Source organism: Streptomyces sp. ADI95-16 (assembly GCF_003721495.1).
GTDB classification, from domain to species: Bacteria; Actinomycetota; Actinomycetes; order Streptomycetales; family Streptomycetaceae; genus Streptomyces; species Streptomyces goshikiensis.
The window spans coordinates 3,003,212-3,016,913 of record NZ_CP033581.1 but is presented as its reverse complement, the minus strand read 5'-3'; the positions used below and the strand labels follow the sequence as shown (position 1 = coordinate 3,016,913).

The following is a 13,702-nucleotide window of genomic DNA, read 5'->3' as shown; positions in this document are numbered from 1 at the left end:
GGTGCGGCCTGCCCCGCCGTTGGCGGTGCGGCCTGCCCCGCCGTTGGCGGTGAGCCTGCCCCGCCGTTGGCGGTGCGGCCTGCCCCGCCGTTGGCGGTGCGGCCTGCCCCGCCGCCTCCTGCCCCGCCGGCTCCGGAGGCCGTGGAGCCTGTGGCCGAGCCGGCTGTCTTACGTGCCGCTGCCGCGCCGCCCGTACCGCCGCCTCCGGAGCCGGCGGAGCAGCCCGTGCCGGCCGCCTGGGCGGCTCGGGGACTTGCCGTGCGGGAGCGGCTGCCGGTGTGGCTGCAGGCCCGGTGCGGGGTGGAGCCGCGGACGGTGGCCGCCGTGGGGGTGGTGCTCGTCGCCGCCGTCGGGTTCGCCGCGCAGCAGTACTGGTCGGGCCGCCCGCAGCCGGTGACCGCGCCGGCCGTGGTCGCCCCGGTGTCGGCGCCGACACCGAGCCCCGGGGCCGGGGGGAACCGGATCGTGGTGGACGTCAGCGGCAAGGTCCGGGACCCCGGGGTCCGCCGGCTGCCCGCCGGATCCCGCGTGGAGGACGCGCTGGCCGCCGCCGGGGGAGTGCGCCCGGGCACGGACACCGGCGGGCTGAACCGGGCCCGGGTGCTGGTGGACGGCGAGCAGGTGCTCGTCGGAGCCCCCGCGCCGCCGCTCCCGGGCGCTTCCGGGCCGGCGGCCGGGCCGCTGAGCCTCGGCAGTGCCACCGTCGATCAGCTGGACGGCCTGCCCGGAGTGGGCCCCGTGCTCGCGCAGCACATCGTGGACTTCCGCACCGCGCGCGGGGGTTTCCGGTCGGTGGAGGACCTCCGCCAGGTGAACGGCATCGGCGAGCGCCGCTTCGCCGACCTCCGCAAGCTGGTGCGGCCGTGAACGGCCCGGGGGCGCAGGGGCCGGGCCCGGAGAGCGGGCCGGCGGACCTGCGGCTCGTGGCGCCGGCCGTGGCCGCCTGGGTGGCGGCGGCCCTCGCGCTCGACGCGCCGGCCGGCTGGACCGCTGCCGGGGTGGGGCTGGGGGCGACCGGTGCGGGACTGCTGATGCTGGCCGGCTGCCGTCGGAGCCCGCGGTCCCTGTGGCGGCCCGCCACGGCCGCCGCCGCGGCCCTGCTGTGCGCCGCCGCGGCGGCCGGGGTGGCGGGGCTCCAGCGGGCCGAGGCGCGGGCCGGGCCGGTGGAGGCGCTGGCCCGGGAGCACGCCCGGGTGTCCCTGGAGCTCACCGTCGCCTCCGACCCGCGCACCGTCGGCGGCGGGCAGGGGCCGCCGCTGCTGATGCTGGACGCGGTGGTGACCCGGGTGACCGGGCCCGACGGGTCGCGGACCCGGGTCGAGACCCCGGTACGGGTCCTGGCCGGGCACCCCGACTGGGCCCGGCTGCAGCCCTCGACGCGGGTGGCGGTCGTCGCCCGGCTGGCCCCGGCCCGGGGCGGGGAGCGGGCCGTCGCGCTGGTCCGGCCGTCGGGCGACACCCCGCCCGGGGTGACCGGCGGCCCCGACGCCGCGCAGCGGGTCGCGGGGAGCCTGCGGGCCGGGCTGCGCACCGCCACCGAGGGGCTCCCGCCGGATGCCAGGGCCCTGCTGCCCGGGCTGGTGGTCGGGGACACCTCACGGGTCCCGCCCGACCTGCACGAGGCGTTCCGGGCGACCGACCTGCTGCACCTGCTGGCCGTGTCGGGCTCCAACCTGACCGTGGTCCTGTTCCTGCTCATCGGGCCCCCGGCCGGCGCCCAGCACGTTGAGCGGCGTGGGCTGGCACCCCGGCTCGGGCTCTCCCTGCGGGCGACGGCCCTGAGCGGCGCGGCCCTGACGCTGGCGTTCGTGGTGGTGTGCCGGCCGGAGCCGAGCGTGCTGCGGGCCGCCGCCTGCGGGGCGGTCACCCTGCTGGCCCTCGCGACCGGGCGGCGCAGGTCCCTGATCCCCGCGCTGGCCGCCGCCGTGCTGTGCCTCGTGCTGTACGAGCCCTGGCTGGCCCGGAGCTACGGCTTCCTGCTCTCCGTCCTGGCCACCGGGGCCCTCTTGACCCTCGGGCCCCGGTGGAGCGAGGCCCTCCGGCGGCGCGGGGTGCGGCCCCGCCTCGCCGAGGCGCTGGGGGCCGCGGCGGCCGCCCAGGCGGTGTGCGCGCCGGTCGTCGCGGTGATCTCCGCCCGGGTGAGCCTCGTAGCGGTGCCGTGCAACCTGCTGGCGGAGCTCGCGGCGGGTCCGGCGACCGTGCTCGGCTTCGCGACCCTCGCGACCGCGCCGCTCAGCATGCCGGCGGCGCAGCTGCTCGCCTGGTGCGCGGGGGTACCGGCCGGGTGGATCGCCGCCGTGGCGCGGACCGGGGCGGGGTTTGCGGGCGCGGAGCTGGCCTGGCCCGGCGGGGTCACCGGGGGCCTGTTGCTGGCCGTCGCCACGCTGGCCGTGGTGGGCCTCGGGGGCTGGTTCGGCCGCCGGAAGTGGGCCTGCGCCGCGGTGGCCCTGCTGCTGCTCCTCGCCGTGCTGCGGCCGCCGCAGCTCACCCGTGGCCTCACCGGCTGGCCGCCGCCCGACTGGAGCTACGTCCAGTGCGCCGTGGGCCAGGGCGACGCCGCGGTGCTCGCCATCGGCCCGGGCACGGCCCTGGTGGTCGACGCGGGCCCGGAACCGGGACCGGTGGACGACTGCCTGCGCACCCTGGGGGTGCGCCGGGTGCCGCTGCTCCTGCTGACGCACTTTCACGCCGATCACGTGGGCGGCCTGTCCGGGGTGCTGCGGGGCCGGGCCGTGGGTGTGATTCAGACCACCGCCCTGGCGGAGCCGCCCGGGCAGGCGGAGTCCGTCCGGCGGACCGCGACGGCAGCCGGTGTGCCGGTGGTCACGGCGTCGGCGGGGGAGCGGCGGCGGGCCGGGCCGCTGGAGTGGGAGGTGCTCTGGCCGCCGCCCGAGGGCCCGCCGCCGGACGGCCCGAACGACGCGAGCGTGGCCCTGCTGGTCCGCGGTCCCGGGCTGACGCTGCTGCTGCTCGGCGATCTCGAACCACCCGCCCAGCAGGCCCTGCTGAAGGCCCGTCCGGAGCTGGGCCCGGTGGATGTGCTCAAGGTCGCCCACCACGGTTCGGCGCACCAGGACCCCGCCCTGCAGGCCCGGGTCAGGCCCCGGATCGCGATCGTCCCCGTCGGCGCGGGGAATCGCTACGGGCACCCCGCACCGGATACGCTCGCGCGGCTGCGGGCCTTGGGGGCGACCGTTCTGCGCACCGATACGGACGGCTCCGTGGCCGTCTCCGGAAGCGGTGCGGGGATGAGGGCCTTTCCGGCCGGACGGCGCCGGATGCGGCGCGGGCATACCGGGCCGCACCGCTCTGTTTGCCCACAACCCGACAGCATGATCGAATGCGTTTTCGCCAGAGCGGTCCACGTTCATACAGCACGGGGGTGCATCAACCATGTTCGGACGTCGACGGGGGATGGAGACGGCCGGAAGTGCCAGCTCACACACATCCGCGACCTTGTCATTGCCGCCCACGGCGGGGCTCTTGAGCTGCCGGGTGCTGGACACCGTCCATCAGCCCATCCGGCAGGCCAAGTTCGAGGTGACCGACCCGATCGGGAGACGGATCGTCAGCGGCGAGACCGACCCGTTCGGCGGGCTCACCGCCGCCCTGCCGGAAGGCGAGTACCGGCTCTCCGTCACGGCCGAGGGCTACGCGCCGTTCCACGGGGCGACGCTCGTCGGGGACCCGGCGCAGCCGGGCACGGGGGAGATCATCCTCGACGCGGTGGAGCCTCCGCTGCTGCCCGCGCCGGGGCACTGGGAACTCGACCCGGCGCACTCGTCGATCGCCTTCACGGCGCGGCACATCGGCTTCGCCCGGATCCACGGCCGGTTCAACACCTTCGCGGGCGCGGTCCGGATAGCCGACCGGATGGAGGACTCCTCCATGCACGTCATCATCGACGCGGCGAGCATCGACACCAGGCTGCGGATGCGGGACGACCACCTGCGGTCCGCCGACTTCCTGGACGCGGCCCGGTACCCGACGGTGGAGTTCTACAGCGAGCGCTTCATCCACCGCGGCGGCAGCCGCTGGGCCGTCGCGGGCGCCCTGACGCTCCACGGCGTGAGCCGCTCGGTGACCCTGGACACCCAGTACCTCGGCCTCGGCACGGGGCTGGAGGGCGAGCCTCGCGCGGCCTGCCGGGCCACGGCCGAACTGGACCGCGAGGACTTCACCCTGAACTGGCAGTCGGTGCTGGCCCAGGGGATCGCCGCGGTCGGCGCGCAGGTGGAAGTGGAGCTGGACGTCCAGATCGTCCACAAGGCGTAGGGCCCGGGCGCGGGCTCCTAGGGAGCCTCCAGCCAGCCCTCGTATGCGGAGGCGAGGGCGTCCAGGGCGGTCGGGTCGAGCCGTTCCCGCGGGTCCTCGACGACCACCAGCCACTGGGCGTCCTCCGCGTCGTCCTCGCCGGCCAGGGCGTCGCGGACCAGTCGCGGATCCTCGGACAGCCCGAAGCAGTCGACGACCTCCTGCGCCACCTCCTCGGCGGCGTCGCGGTCGGGCAGCACCAGTACATGTCGCACGTTCACCCGACCATTCTCGGGCACGAGTCGAGCGGCGCCGGGCCGGGGGAGGCCGGAGAGGGGGAGGCCGGAGAGGGGGAGGCCGGAGAGGGGGAGGCCGGAGCGGGGAAGGCCGCAGCGCGGGGGACTGTCAGTGCGGCATGGGATGCTGGAGGCGATGGCCACCAGGAAGAACTCCACCGACGATCCGCTGGCTCCGCTCACCCTCGCGGTGGGGCAGGAGGACCTGCTCCTCGACCGTGCCGTGCGGGAGGTGGTGGCGGCCGCCCGGGCCGTCGACTCCGACACGGACGTCCGGGACCTCATGCCCGAGCAGCTCCAGCCCGGCACGCTGGCCGAGCTGACGAGCCCCTCGCTCTTCTCCGAGCGCAAGGTCCTGACCGTGCGCAACGCGCAGGACCTGTCCGCCGACACCGTGAAGGAAGTGAAGGCGTACCTCGCGGCGCCGTACGAGGAGATCATCCTCGTCCTCCTCCACGCCGGCGGAGTCAAGGGCAAGGGCCTGCTGGACGCCGCGCGGAAGGCGGGTGCCCGGGAGGTCGCCTGCCCGAAGATGACGAAGGCGGCGGACCGGCTGTCGTTCGTTCGGGGCGAGTTCCGGACGCTGGGGCGCTCGGCGACCCCCGAGGCGTGCCAGACGCTGGTCGACGCGATCGGCAGCGACCTGCGAGAGCTGGCGAGCGCGGCGGCGCAGCTGTGCGCGGACGTCGAGGGCACCATCGACGAGGCAGTGGTGGGCCGCTACTACACGGGCCGGGCGGAGGCCTCCAGCTTCACGGTCGCCGACCGCGCGGTCGAGGGGCGGGCCGCCGAGGCCCTCGAAGCCCTGCGCTGGTCCCTGTCCACGGGGGTGGCGCCGGTGTTGATCACCAGCGCGCTGGCCCAGGCGGTGCGGGCCATCGGCAAGCTGGCCTCGGCCCCGCGCGGGGCCCGCCCGGGCGACCTGGCGCGGGACCTGGGAATGCCGCCGTGGAAGATCGACCGGGTCCGGCAGCAGATGCGGGGCTGGTCGGCGGACGGAGTCGCGGACGCGCTGCGCGCCGTGGCCGCGGCGGATGCCGGGGTCAAGGGCGGCGGCGACGATCCCGAGTACGCCCTGGAAAAGGCGGTCGTGGCCGTGGCCCGTGCGGCGCGGCCGCAGCGGCGGTAGCCCTTCCGCCCGGGCGGGCCTACGCCCGGGCGGCGCGCGGCGCGCCGCGGCGCGGGGGAGCCCCGTTCCCGGCCGGCCCCGATCGGCCCTGGCCGACCGTCTGCCGTCTGCCGTTTGCCTGCTGCCCGGCCGGCCTGCTGCCGGGTGCTGGTGCGCGGTGGGGGCGCCGCGCGGGTTCACCCTCCCCGGCCTTCGCCCGCCTCCCGCCTGCTGCGCCGTTGTCGGGGGCGCTGCCCCCGAACCCCCGCGCCTCAAACGCCGGCGGGGCTGGAGGGCGCGGCGCGGCTGGGGGGCGCGGCCGGGCTGGAGGGTGCGGTGGGGCTGGCAGGGTGCGGCGGGGCTGGGGAAGGCGAAGGCCCCGGCCGTCCCCCTGGGGAAGGGGGGCGGCCGGGGCCTTCGGTTACTGCTTGTGTTTGCGCCGCACCCGCGTGGCGAACGCTTCGTGTGCGGCGCGGGGTGCCGGTCAGGAGTGGGAGAGAGGGCCCACTGGATCCCTACCCGGCTTTCACATCAGGGAGCTCAGCCCTGCAGGGTGGCGACCTTGGAGGCCAGCGCCGACTTCTTGTTGGCGGCGGCGTTCTTGTGGATGACACCCTTCGAGACAGCCTTGTCGAGCGCACGCGCGGCGTCACGGGAAGCCACGGTGGCCTTCTCGACGTCACCGGCGAGGACGGCCTCGCGGGCCTTGCGGATCGCGGTCTTGAGCGAGGACTTGACGGCCTTGTTACGCAGGCGCGCCTTCTCGTTCGTCTTGTTCCGCTTGATCTGGGACTTGATGTTCGCCACGAAAGAGCCTTTGCAGGTTCAGAGATTTGATCTTCGGATTGTGTCCCGACAGCTGAGAGGGCATACGAGACACAGCTGCCCAGGCTACCAGGCAGGCTCCGACCGGCCCAAACCGAGCGCACTGCCCCGTCCATGGGACCATGGGAGTCTGCGTACAGATCCGACATCGCGCGCCGACGAGGGCGACGAGATTCGAACCTTCGCTCAGACTTCGTTCCGACCGCGACCCGAGAATCAGGACACTGCGTGCCCGCCATCCCCAGCCACGTGCCCGAGCCGAGCCGTACCGACCCGGCGCTGATCCGCAACTTCTGCATCATCGCGCACATCGACCACGGCAAGTCGACCCTCGCCGACCGGATGCTTCAGCTCACCGGCGTGGTCGACTCGCGGCAGATGCGCGCCCAGTACCTCGACCGCATGGACATCGAGCGTGAGCGCGGCATCACGATCAAGTCGCAGGCGGTCCGTCTGCCCTGGGCGCCCACCGAGGGCGAGGGCAAGGGCAACACGCACGTCCTGAACATGATCGACACCCCCGGGCACGTCGACTTCACCTACGAGGTCTCGCGCTCGCTGGCCGCCTGCGAGGGCACGGTCCTCCTGGTGGACGCCGCCCAGGGCATCGAGGCGCAGACCCTCGCCAACCTGTACCTGGCGATGGAGAAGGACCTCGCGATCGTCCCGGTCCTGAACAAGATCGACCTGCCGGCCGCCCAGCCGGAGAAGTTCGCCGAGGAGCTCGCGAACCTGGTCGGCTGCCAGCCCGAGGACGTGCTGCGCGTCTCCGCGAAGACCGGTGTCGGCGTGGACGCCCTGCTCGACAGGATCGTCGCCACCGTCCCGGCGCCGATCGGTGTCAAGGATGCCCCGGCGCGCGCGATGATCTTCGACTCGGTCTACGACTCGTACCGCGGTGTCGTCACCTACGTCCGTGTGGTCGACGGCCAGCTCAACAAGCGCGAGCGCATCCGGATGATGTCCACCGGCGCCACCCACGAGCTGCTGGAGATCGGTGTCTCCTCCCCGGAGATGACCCCGTCCGACGGCATCGGCGTCGGCGAGGTCGGCTACATCATCACCGGCGTGAAGGACGTCCGTCAGTCCAAGGTCGGTGACACCATCACCAGCCTGCACAACGGCGCGACCGAGGCCCTCGGCGGCTACAAGGACCCGCGCCCGATGGTCTTCTCGGGTCTGTACCCGCTCGACGGTTCGGACTACCCGGACCTGCGCGAGGCCCTGGACAAGCTGCAGCTCAACGACGCCGCGCTCGTCTACGAGCCGGAGACCTCGGCGGCGCTCGGCTTCGGCTTCCGCGTCGGCTTCCTCGGCCTGCTGCACCTGGACGTGGTCCGCGAGCGCCTGGAGCGCGAGTTCGGCCTCGACCTGATCGCCACCGCGCCCAACGTGGTGTACCGGGTGGTCATGGAGGACGGCAAGGAAGTCACCGTCACCAACCCGAGCGAGTTCCCCGAGGGCAAGATCTCGGACGTGTTCGAGCCGGTCGTACGGGCCACCCTGCTCGCACCCTCCGAGTTCATCGGCGCGATCATGGAGCTCTGCCAGCAGCGCCGCGGCACCCTCCTCGGCATGGACTACCTCTCCGAGGACCGCGTCGAGATCCGCTACACCCTTCCGCTCGCCGAGATCGTCTTCGACTTCTTCGACCAGCTGAAGTCCAAGACGCGCGGCTACGCCTCCCTCGACTACGAGCCCACCGGCGAGCAGGCCTCCGGCCTGGTCAAGGTCGACATCCTGCTGCACGGCGACAAGGTCGACGCCTTCTCCGCCGTCACGCACAAGGACGCGGCCTACGCCTACGGCGTGCGCCTGGTCGCCAAGCTGCGCGAGCTCATCCCGCGGCAGGCCTTCGAGATCCCGATCCAGGCCGCGATCGGCTCCCGAGTCATCGCCCGCGAGACCATCCGCGCCATCCGCAAGGACGTCCTCGCCAAGTGCTACGGCGGTGACATCTCCCGTAAGCGGAAGCTGCTGGAGAAGCAGAAGGAAGGCAAGAAGCGGATGAAGATGGTCGGCTCCGTGGAGGTCCCGCAGGAGGCCTTCATCGCGGTGCTGTCCAGCGACGACTCCGGCGGCAAGAAGAAGTAGCGCCGTATGCGAAACGGGCCCCCGTGCGGACGCGCGGGGGCCTGTTTCGTTATGAATCGGCCGCCCGCTGGCCCTTACGCGCCAGGCGGAGGGCCCCTAGTCTGATCTCTGGTTACTCGCCGGTTACCAAAGCATCGAGTCACTGTTCAGCCCAGAGTCACTTGCCCAATGCAGGCCCTGCCGCGTGGTCCGGAGGACGTCCGTGAGCGACACACAGACCTTGATCGAGAACCGCCCGCCCACCGTGGCGGCCCTGTTCCTTGAGCGTGTCGCCGCCACGCCGGACGCGGAGGCCTACCGGTTCCCGGTCCCCGCGGCCGGCGGCGAGGGCCCCGACGACTGGAAGTCACTCAGCTGGGGGCAGGCCGCCGAGCGCGTTTTCGCCATCGCGGCCGGTCTGATCGACCTCGGGCTCGCATCCGAGCAGCGGGTCGCCCTCGCCTCCGGCACCCGGGTCGAGTGGATCCTCGCCGACCTCGGGGTGATGTGCGCGGGCGGCGCGGTCACCACCATCTACCCCAGCACCAACGCCGAGGAGTCGGCGTACATCCTCGCCGACTCGGACAGCCACGTACTGATCGCCGAGGACGCCTCGCAGCTCGCCAAGGCCCGCGAGCGGCGCGCCGACCTGCCCGCGCTGTCGCACGTGGTGGTCGTGGAGAGCGCCGACGCGATCGCGGCCGAGGGCGATCCGGAAGGCTGGGTGCTCTCCCTCGACGACCTGGAGGCGCGCGGCAGGGAGTACCTCGCCAAGAACCCCGAGGCGGTCAAGGAGCGGATCGGGGCGATCACCGCCGACCAGCTCGCCACCCTGATCTACACCTCGGGCACCACCGGCCGCCCCAAGGGCGTACGGCTGCCGCACGACAACTGGTCGTACATGGCCAAGGCCACCGTCGCGACGGGGATGATCACCAGCGAGGACGTCCAGTACCTGTGGCTGCCGCTGGCGCACGTCTTCGGCAAGGTGCTCACCTCCGGCCAGATCGAGGTCGGGCACGTCACCGCCGTGGACGGCCGGATCGACAAGATCATCGAAAACCTGCCGGTGGTCCAGCCGACCTACATGGCGGCCGTCCCGCGCATCTTCGAGAAGGTCTACAACGGGGTCGCGGCCAAGGCCCGGGCCGGCGGCGGCGCCAAGTACAAGATCTTCCAGTGGTCGGTCGGCATCGCCCGCGAGTACGCCAAGGTCACCCAGGACAACTACCGGCGCACCGGCAACGCGACCGCCCCGTTCGGCCTCACCACCAAGCACAAGATCGCCGACGCGCTGGTCTACTCCAAGCTCCGCGAGGCCTTCGGCGGCCGGCTGCGCGCCGCCGTCTCCGGCGCCTCCGCCCTGGCCCCCGAGATCGGCTACTTCTTCTCCGGCGCCGGCATCAACATCCTGGAGGGCTACGGACTGACCGAGTCCAGCGCCGCCTCCTTCGTCAACCCGGGCGAGGCCTACCGCACCGGCACCGTCGGCAAGCCGCTCCCCGGCACCGAGGTCCGCATCGCCGACGACGGCGAGATCCTGCTGCGCGGCCCCGGCATCATGCAGGGCTACCACGGCCAGCCCGAGAAGACCGCCGAGGTGCTGGAGCCGGACGGCTGGCTGCACACCGGTGACATCGGCGAGCTGTCGCCCGACGGCTACCTGCGGATCACCGACCGCAAGAAGGACCTGATCAAGACCTCGGGGGGCAAGTACGTCGCCCCGGCGGAGATCGAGGGCCAGTTCAAGGCGATCTGCCCGTACGTCTCCAGCATCGTGGTGCACGGCGCGGACCGGAACTTCTGCTCGGCGCTGATCGCCCTCGACGGCCCGTCGATCCTGGTCTGGGCCGCCGAGAACGGGCTGGAGGGCAAGACGTACGCCGAGATCGTGGCCGCGCCGGAGACGAACCGGATGGTCGAGACGTACGTACAGACCCTGAACGCGGGCCTCCAGCGCTGGCAGACCGTGAAGCAGTTCCGGCTGCTCCCGCGCGACCTGGACATCGAGCACGGCGACCTCACGCCCAGCCTCAAGCTGAAGCGGCCGGTCGTCGAGCGCGAGTTCAAGCACCTGATCGAGGAGATGTACGCCGGGACGCGCGAGGCGTAAACGACCTTCGGGCGGTGCGGGACAATGGGCGCATGCCTTCCGCACTGCCCGACGGTGAACCCATGCCCGAAGACGGCTCGCTGCCGTCGCACGCCCTGGCGGGTGCCGGGGACCGGCCGCTCGGGTTCTACCTGCACGTCCCGTACTGCGCCACGCGCTGCGGGTACTGCGACTTCAACACGTACACCGCGACCGAGCTGCGGGGCAGCGGCGGCGTGCTCGCCTCCCGCGAGAACTACGCCGACACCCTGATCGACGAGGTGCGCCTGGCGCGGAAGGTGCTGGGCGACGACCCGCGCCCCGTGCGGACCGTCTTCGTGGGCGGCGGCACGCCGACGCTGCTGCCGGCCGGGGACCTCGTACGGATGCTCGCGGCGATCCGCGACGAGTTCGGGCTGGCCGAGGACGCCGAGGTCACCACGGAGGCCAATCCGGAGTCGGTCGACCCGCGGTACCTGGAGGAGCTGCGGGCCGGGGGCTTCAACCGGGTCTCCTTCGGCATGCAGAGCGCCAAGCAGCACGTCCTGAAGGTGCTGGACCGCACGCACACGCCGGGCCGGCCCGAGGCGTGTGTCGCGGAGGCGCGGGCCGCGGGGTTCGAGCACGTGAACCTGGACCTGATCTACGGCACCCCGGGCGAGTCCGACGACGACTGGCGGGCCTCGCTGGAGGCCGCGCTCGGGGCGGGGCCGGACCACGTGTCGGCGTACGCGCTGATCGTGGAGGAAGGCACCCAGCTGGCGCGGCGGATCCGGCGGGGCGAGGTCCCGATGACGGACGACGACGTGCACGCGGACCGGTACCTGATCGCGGACTCGGTGATGGCCGAGGCGGGGTACTCCTGGTACGAGGTGTCGAACTGGGCCACCTCGGAGGCGGGGCGCTGCCTGCACAACGAGCTGTACTGGCGCGGGGCCGACTGGTGGGGCGCGGGTCCCGGGGCGCACTCGCACGTGGGCGGGGTGCGGTGGTGGAACGTGAAGCACCCCGGCGCGTACGCGGCGGCCCTGGCCGGGGGGCGGTCCCCGGGGGCGGGGCGGGAGCTGCTGTCCGCGGAGGACCGGCGGGTGGAGCGGATCCTGCTGGAGCTGCGGCTGGTGGACGGCTGCCCGCTGGCGCTGCTGGCCCCCGCCGGGCTGGCCGCGGCCGGGCGGACGCTGGCGGACGGCCTGCTGGAGCCCGGCCCCTACGCGGCGGGCCGCGCCGTCCTGACCCTTCGCGGCCGGCTCCTGGCCGACGCGGTCGTCCGCGACCTGGTCGACTGACCCCGCGCCGACCCGCGCCGACCCGCGCTGAGCCGCGCTGAGCCGCGCTGACCCGCGCTGAGCCGCGCTGACCCGCGCTGACCCCGCGCTGAGCCCGAGCGGGCCCCCGGCCGCGCCCCGCGCGGCCGGGTCAGCTCGTGACGTGGTCGATGAGGTGTTCCACCGCGCCGAGGAGGGTGGGCTCCAGGTCCTTGTACGACGTCACGCGGGACAGGATGTGCTGCCAGGCCGCCCCGGTGCTCTCCGGCCAGCCCAGCGCCCGGCAGATGCCCGTCTTCCAGTCCTGGCCCGGCCCGATCACCGGCCACGCCGCGATGCCCAGGGCCGACGGCTTCACCGCCTGCCAGACGTCCACGTACGGGTGGCCCACGATCAGGACGTGCGGGGAGGTCACCGACGCCGCGATGCGGGACTCCTTCGAGCCCGGGACCAGATGGTCGACCAGGACGCCGAGACGGGCGTCCGCGGCCGGGGCGAAATCGGCGACGACGGCGGGAAGGTCGTCGATGCCCTCCAGGTACTCCACCACCACGCCCTCGATCCGCAGGTCGTCGCCCCAGACCCGCTCCACCAGCTCCGCGTCGTGCCGCCCCTCGACGTAGATCCGGCCCGCCCGCGCCACCCGCGCCCGCGCCCCGGGCACGGCCACCGAGCCCGACGCCGTACGGGCCGGTGCGGCCGGCCCCCGCGCCGGGCGCGTCAGGGTGACCACCGCCCCCTCCAGCAGGAACCCGCGCGGCTCCAGCGGGAACACCCGCCGCTTGCCGAAGCGGTCCTCCAGCGTCACCGTGCCCGCCTCGCAGGCCACCACCGCGCCGCAGAAGTCCGTACCGGCCACCTCCACCACCAGGCCCGGGTCCGCCGCCACCTCCGGCACGGCTCGGGCACGCTTCCACTGCGGGGTCAGGTCGGGGGAGTACTCGCGCATCCGGCCGACGGTACGAGAGAGCCCGTGCTCACGCCTCCGACACGCCGAACCGCGCCCGCAGTGTGTCCCGTTGCGCACGCACGAAGGCCGCGCCGACCACCGCTCCGTGACCCGGCACGTACAGCGCGTCGTCGCCGCCCAGCGACAGCAGCCGGTCCAGCGCCGCGGGCCACTGCCGGGGCACCGCGTCCGGGCCGGCCGACGGGTCGCCCGACTCCTCCACGAGGTCCCCGCAGAACACCACCTCCCGCGCACCCGGCACGAACACCGCCAGGTCGTGCCGGGTGTGCCCGGGGCCGACGTTCGCCAGCAGCACCTGGACCCCGCCCAGGTCCAGCGTCCACTCGCCCGACACCAGGTGCTTCGGCGCCGCCAGCAGGTCCGCCGCCTCGGCGGCCTCCGCCTCCGCCAGCCCGTGCCGCACCGCGTCCCCGCGCAGCTCGTCGCGCCCCACCGACAGCAGCGCGTCCAGCCCGACCGCCCCGAAGACCTCGGCCCCGGAGAACGCGGCCCCGCCCAGCACGTGATCGAAATGGCCGTGCGTGAATGCGATATGGGTCACGCGGCGGCCGGTCAGCCGCTCCGCCTCGGCCCGCACTTCCGCGCCCTCGCGCACGCACGATCCGGGATCGACGAGGAGGACCGAATCGTCCCCCACCACCAGTCCCACCGTGCAGTCCCACACCGGAAGCCGCCGCCGGCCGGCCCGCCCGGTCAACCGCTCCCAGCCCGCCTCTTCCCATCGGACGTCCATGCCGTGACGCTACCCTGGCGACCCCCCGAGCGACCGCCCTTGCCTCCGGCGTACTACCCGGCCGTACACTGACCGGGGGTTCTCTG

At 73.9% G+C, this 13,702-nt stretch carries 10 protein-coding genes and 1 pseudogene; 7 read left to right on the top strand and 4 right to left on the bottom strand.

What is annotated here, in order from left to right:
• The first annotated feature begins 225 nt into the window (after window positions 1–225).
• From EES41_RS13215 to EES41_RS13205, 3 genes and pseudogenes are all read left to right on the top strand, one after another.
• Window positions 226–867, top strand: coding sequence for a ComEA family DNA-binding protein (locus EES41_RS13215; protein WP_123078267.1), 642 nt, complete (start codon window positions 226–228; stop codon window positions 865–867).
• A 164-nt stretch (window positions 868–1,031) separates the two neighbouring features.
• A pseudogene (locus EES41_RS13210) lies at window positions 1,032–3,257 on the top strand (ComEC/Rec2 family competence protein); the annotation flags it as partial.
• A 157-nt stretch (window positions 3,258–3,414) separates the two neighbouring features.
• On the top strand, window positions 3,415–4,275 hold the full coding sequence (locus EES41_RS13205; RefSeq protein WP_123078266.1) for a YceI family protein: 861 nt from the start codon (window positions 3,415–3,417) through the stop codon (window positions 4,273–4,275).
• Between the two features lie 17 nt (window positions 4,276–4,292).
• On the opposite strand, the gene EES41_RS13200 is transcribed toward EES41_RS13205, so the two are convergent.
• Window positions 4,293–4,535, bottom strand: coding sequence for a hypothetical protein (locus EES41_RS13200; RefSeq protein ID WP_123078265.1), 243 nt, complete (start codon window positions 4,533–4,535; stop codon window positions 4,293–4,295).
• A 151-nt stretch (window positions 4,536–4,686) separates the two neighbouring features.
• Between EES41_RS13200 and holA the strand changes: the two genes are divergently transcribed.
• Window positions 4,687–5,679, top strand: a complete 993-nt coding sequence (gene holA / locus EES41_RS13190) for a DNA polymerase III subunit delta (RefSeq protein ID WP_174261682.1) — start codon at window positions 4,687–4,689, stop codon at window positions 5,677–5,679.
• A gap of 519 nt (window positions 5,680–6,198) precedes the next feature.
• On the opposite strand, the gene rpsT is transcribed toward holA, so the two are convergent.
• Window positions 6,199–6,465: a 30S ribosomal protein S20 gene (gene rpsT / locus EES41_RS13185; protein ID WP_008738895.1), complete on the bottom strand. Its 267-nt coding sequence runs from the start codon at window positions 6,463–6,465 to the stop codon at window positions 6,199–6,201.
• Window positions 6,466–6,711: 246 nt separating this feature from the next.
• Between rpsT and lepA the strand changes: the two genes are divergently transcribed.
• The 3 genes from lepA (at window position 6,712) to hemW (ending at window position 11,934) form a co-directional block, all read left to right on the top strand.
• The gene (lepA, locus tag EES41_RS13180; RefSeq protein WP_123078263.1) at window positions 6,712–8,577 is read left to right on the top strand and encodes a translation elongation factor 4; all 1,866 of its coding nucleotides are present in this window, start codon (window positions 6,712–6,714) and stop codon (window positions 8,575–8,577) included.
• Between the two features lie 202 nt (window positions 8,578–8,779).
• Window positions 8,780–10,669, top strand: coding sequence for a long-chain fatty acid--CoA ligase (locus EES41_RS13175; protein WP_123078262.1), 1,890 nt, complete (start codon window positions 8,780–8,782; stop codon window positions 10,667–10,669).
• A gap of 32 nt (window positions 10,670–10,701) precedes the next feature.
• A complete protein-coding gene (hemW, locus tag EES41_RS13170; RefSeq protein WP_123078261.1) occupies window positions 10,702–11,934 on the top strand; it encodes a radical SAM family heme chaperone HemW in 1,233 nt (410 codons plus the stop codon).
• 130 nt (window positions 11,935–12,064) lie between these two features.
• On the opposite strand, the gene EES41_RS13165 is transcribed toward hemW, so the two are convergent.
• Both EES41_RS13165 and EES41_RS13160 read right to left on the bottom strand, forming a co-directional pair.
• Window positions 12,065–12,862 carry a DUF3097 domain-containing protein gene (locus EES41_RS13165; RefSeq protein ID WP_123078260.1) on the bottom strand — a complete coding sequence of 266 codons (798 nt, stop codon included), beginning with the start codon at window positions 12,860–12,862 and terminating at the stop codon, window positions 12,065–12,067.
• Window positions 12,863–12,890: 28 nt separating this feature from the next.
• Window positions 12,891–13,616 (bottom strand): MBL fold metallo-hydrolase, encoded by a 726-nt coding sequence (locus EES41_RS13160; protein ID WP_123078259.1) that lies wholly within the window; start codon window positions 13,614–13,616, stop codon window positions 12,891–12,893.
• Window positions 13,617–13,702: the final 86 nt, after the last annotated feature.

Bases quoted from the DNA above. Each gene is read 5' to 3' on its own strand.
- EES41_RS13165 (WP_123078260.1), bottom strand. From the start codon at position 12,862: ATGCGCGAGTACTCCCCCGACCTGACCCCGCAGTGGAAGCGTGCCCGA.
- holA (WP_174261682.1), top strand. From the start codon at position 4,687: ATGGCCACCAGGAAGAACTCCACCGACGATCCGCTGGCTCCGCTCACC.
- hemW (WP_123078261.1), top strand. From the start codon at position 10,702: ATGCCTTCCGCACTGCCCGACGGTGAACCCATGCCCGAAGACGGCTCG.
- EES41_RS13205 (WP_123078266.1), top strand. From the start codon at position 3,415: ATGGAGACGGCCGGAAGTGCCAGCTCACACACATCCGCGACCTTGTCA.
- EES41_RS13160 (WP_123078259.1), bottom strand. From the start codon at position 13,616: ATGGACGTCCGATGGGAAGAGGCGGGCTGGGAGCGGTTGACCGGGCGG.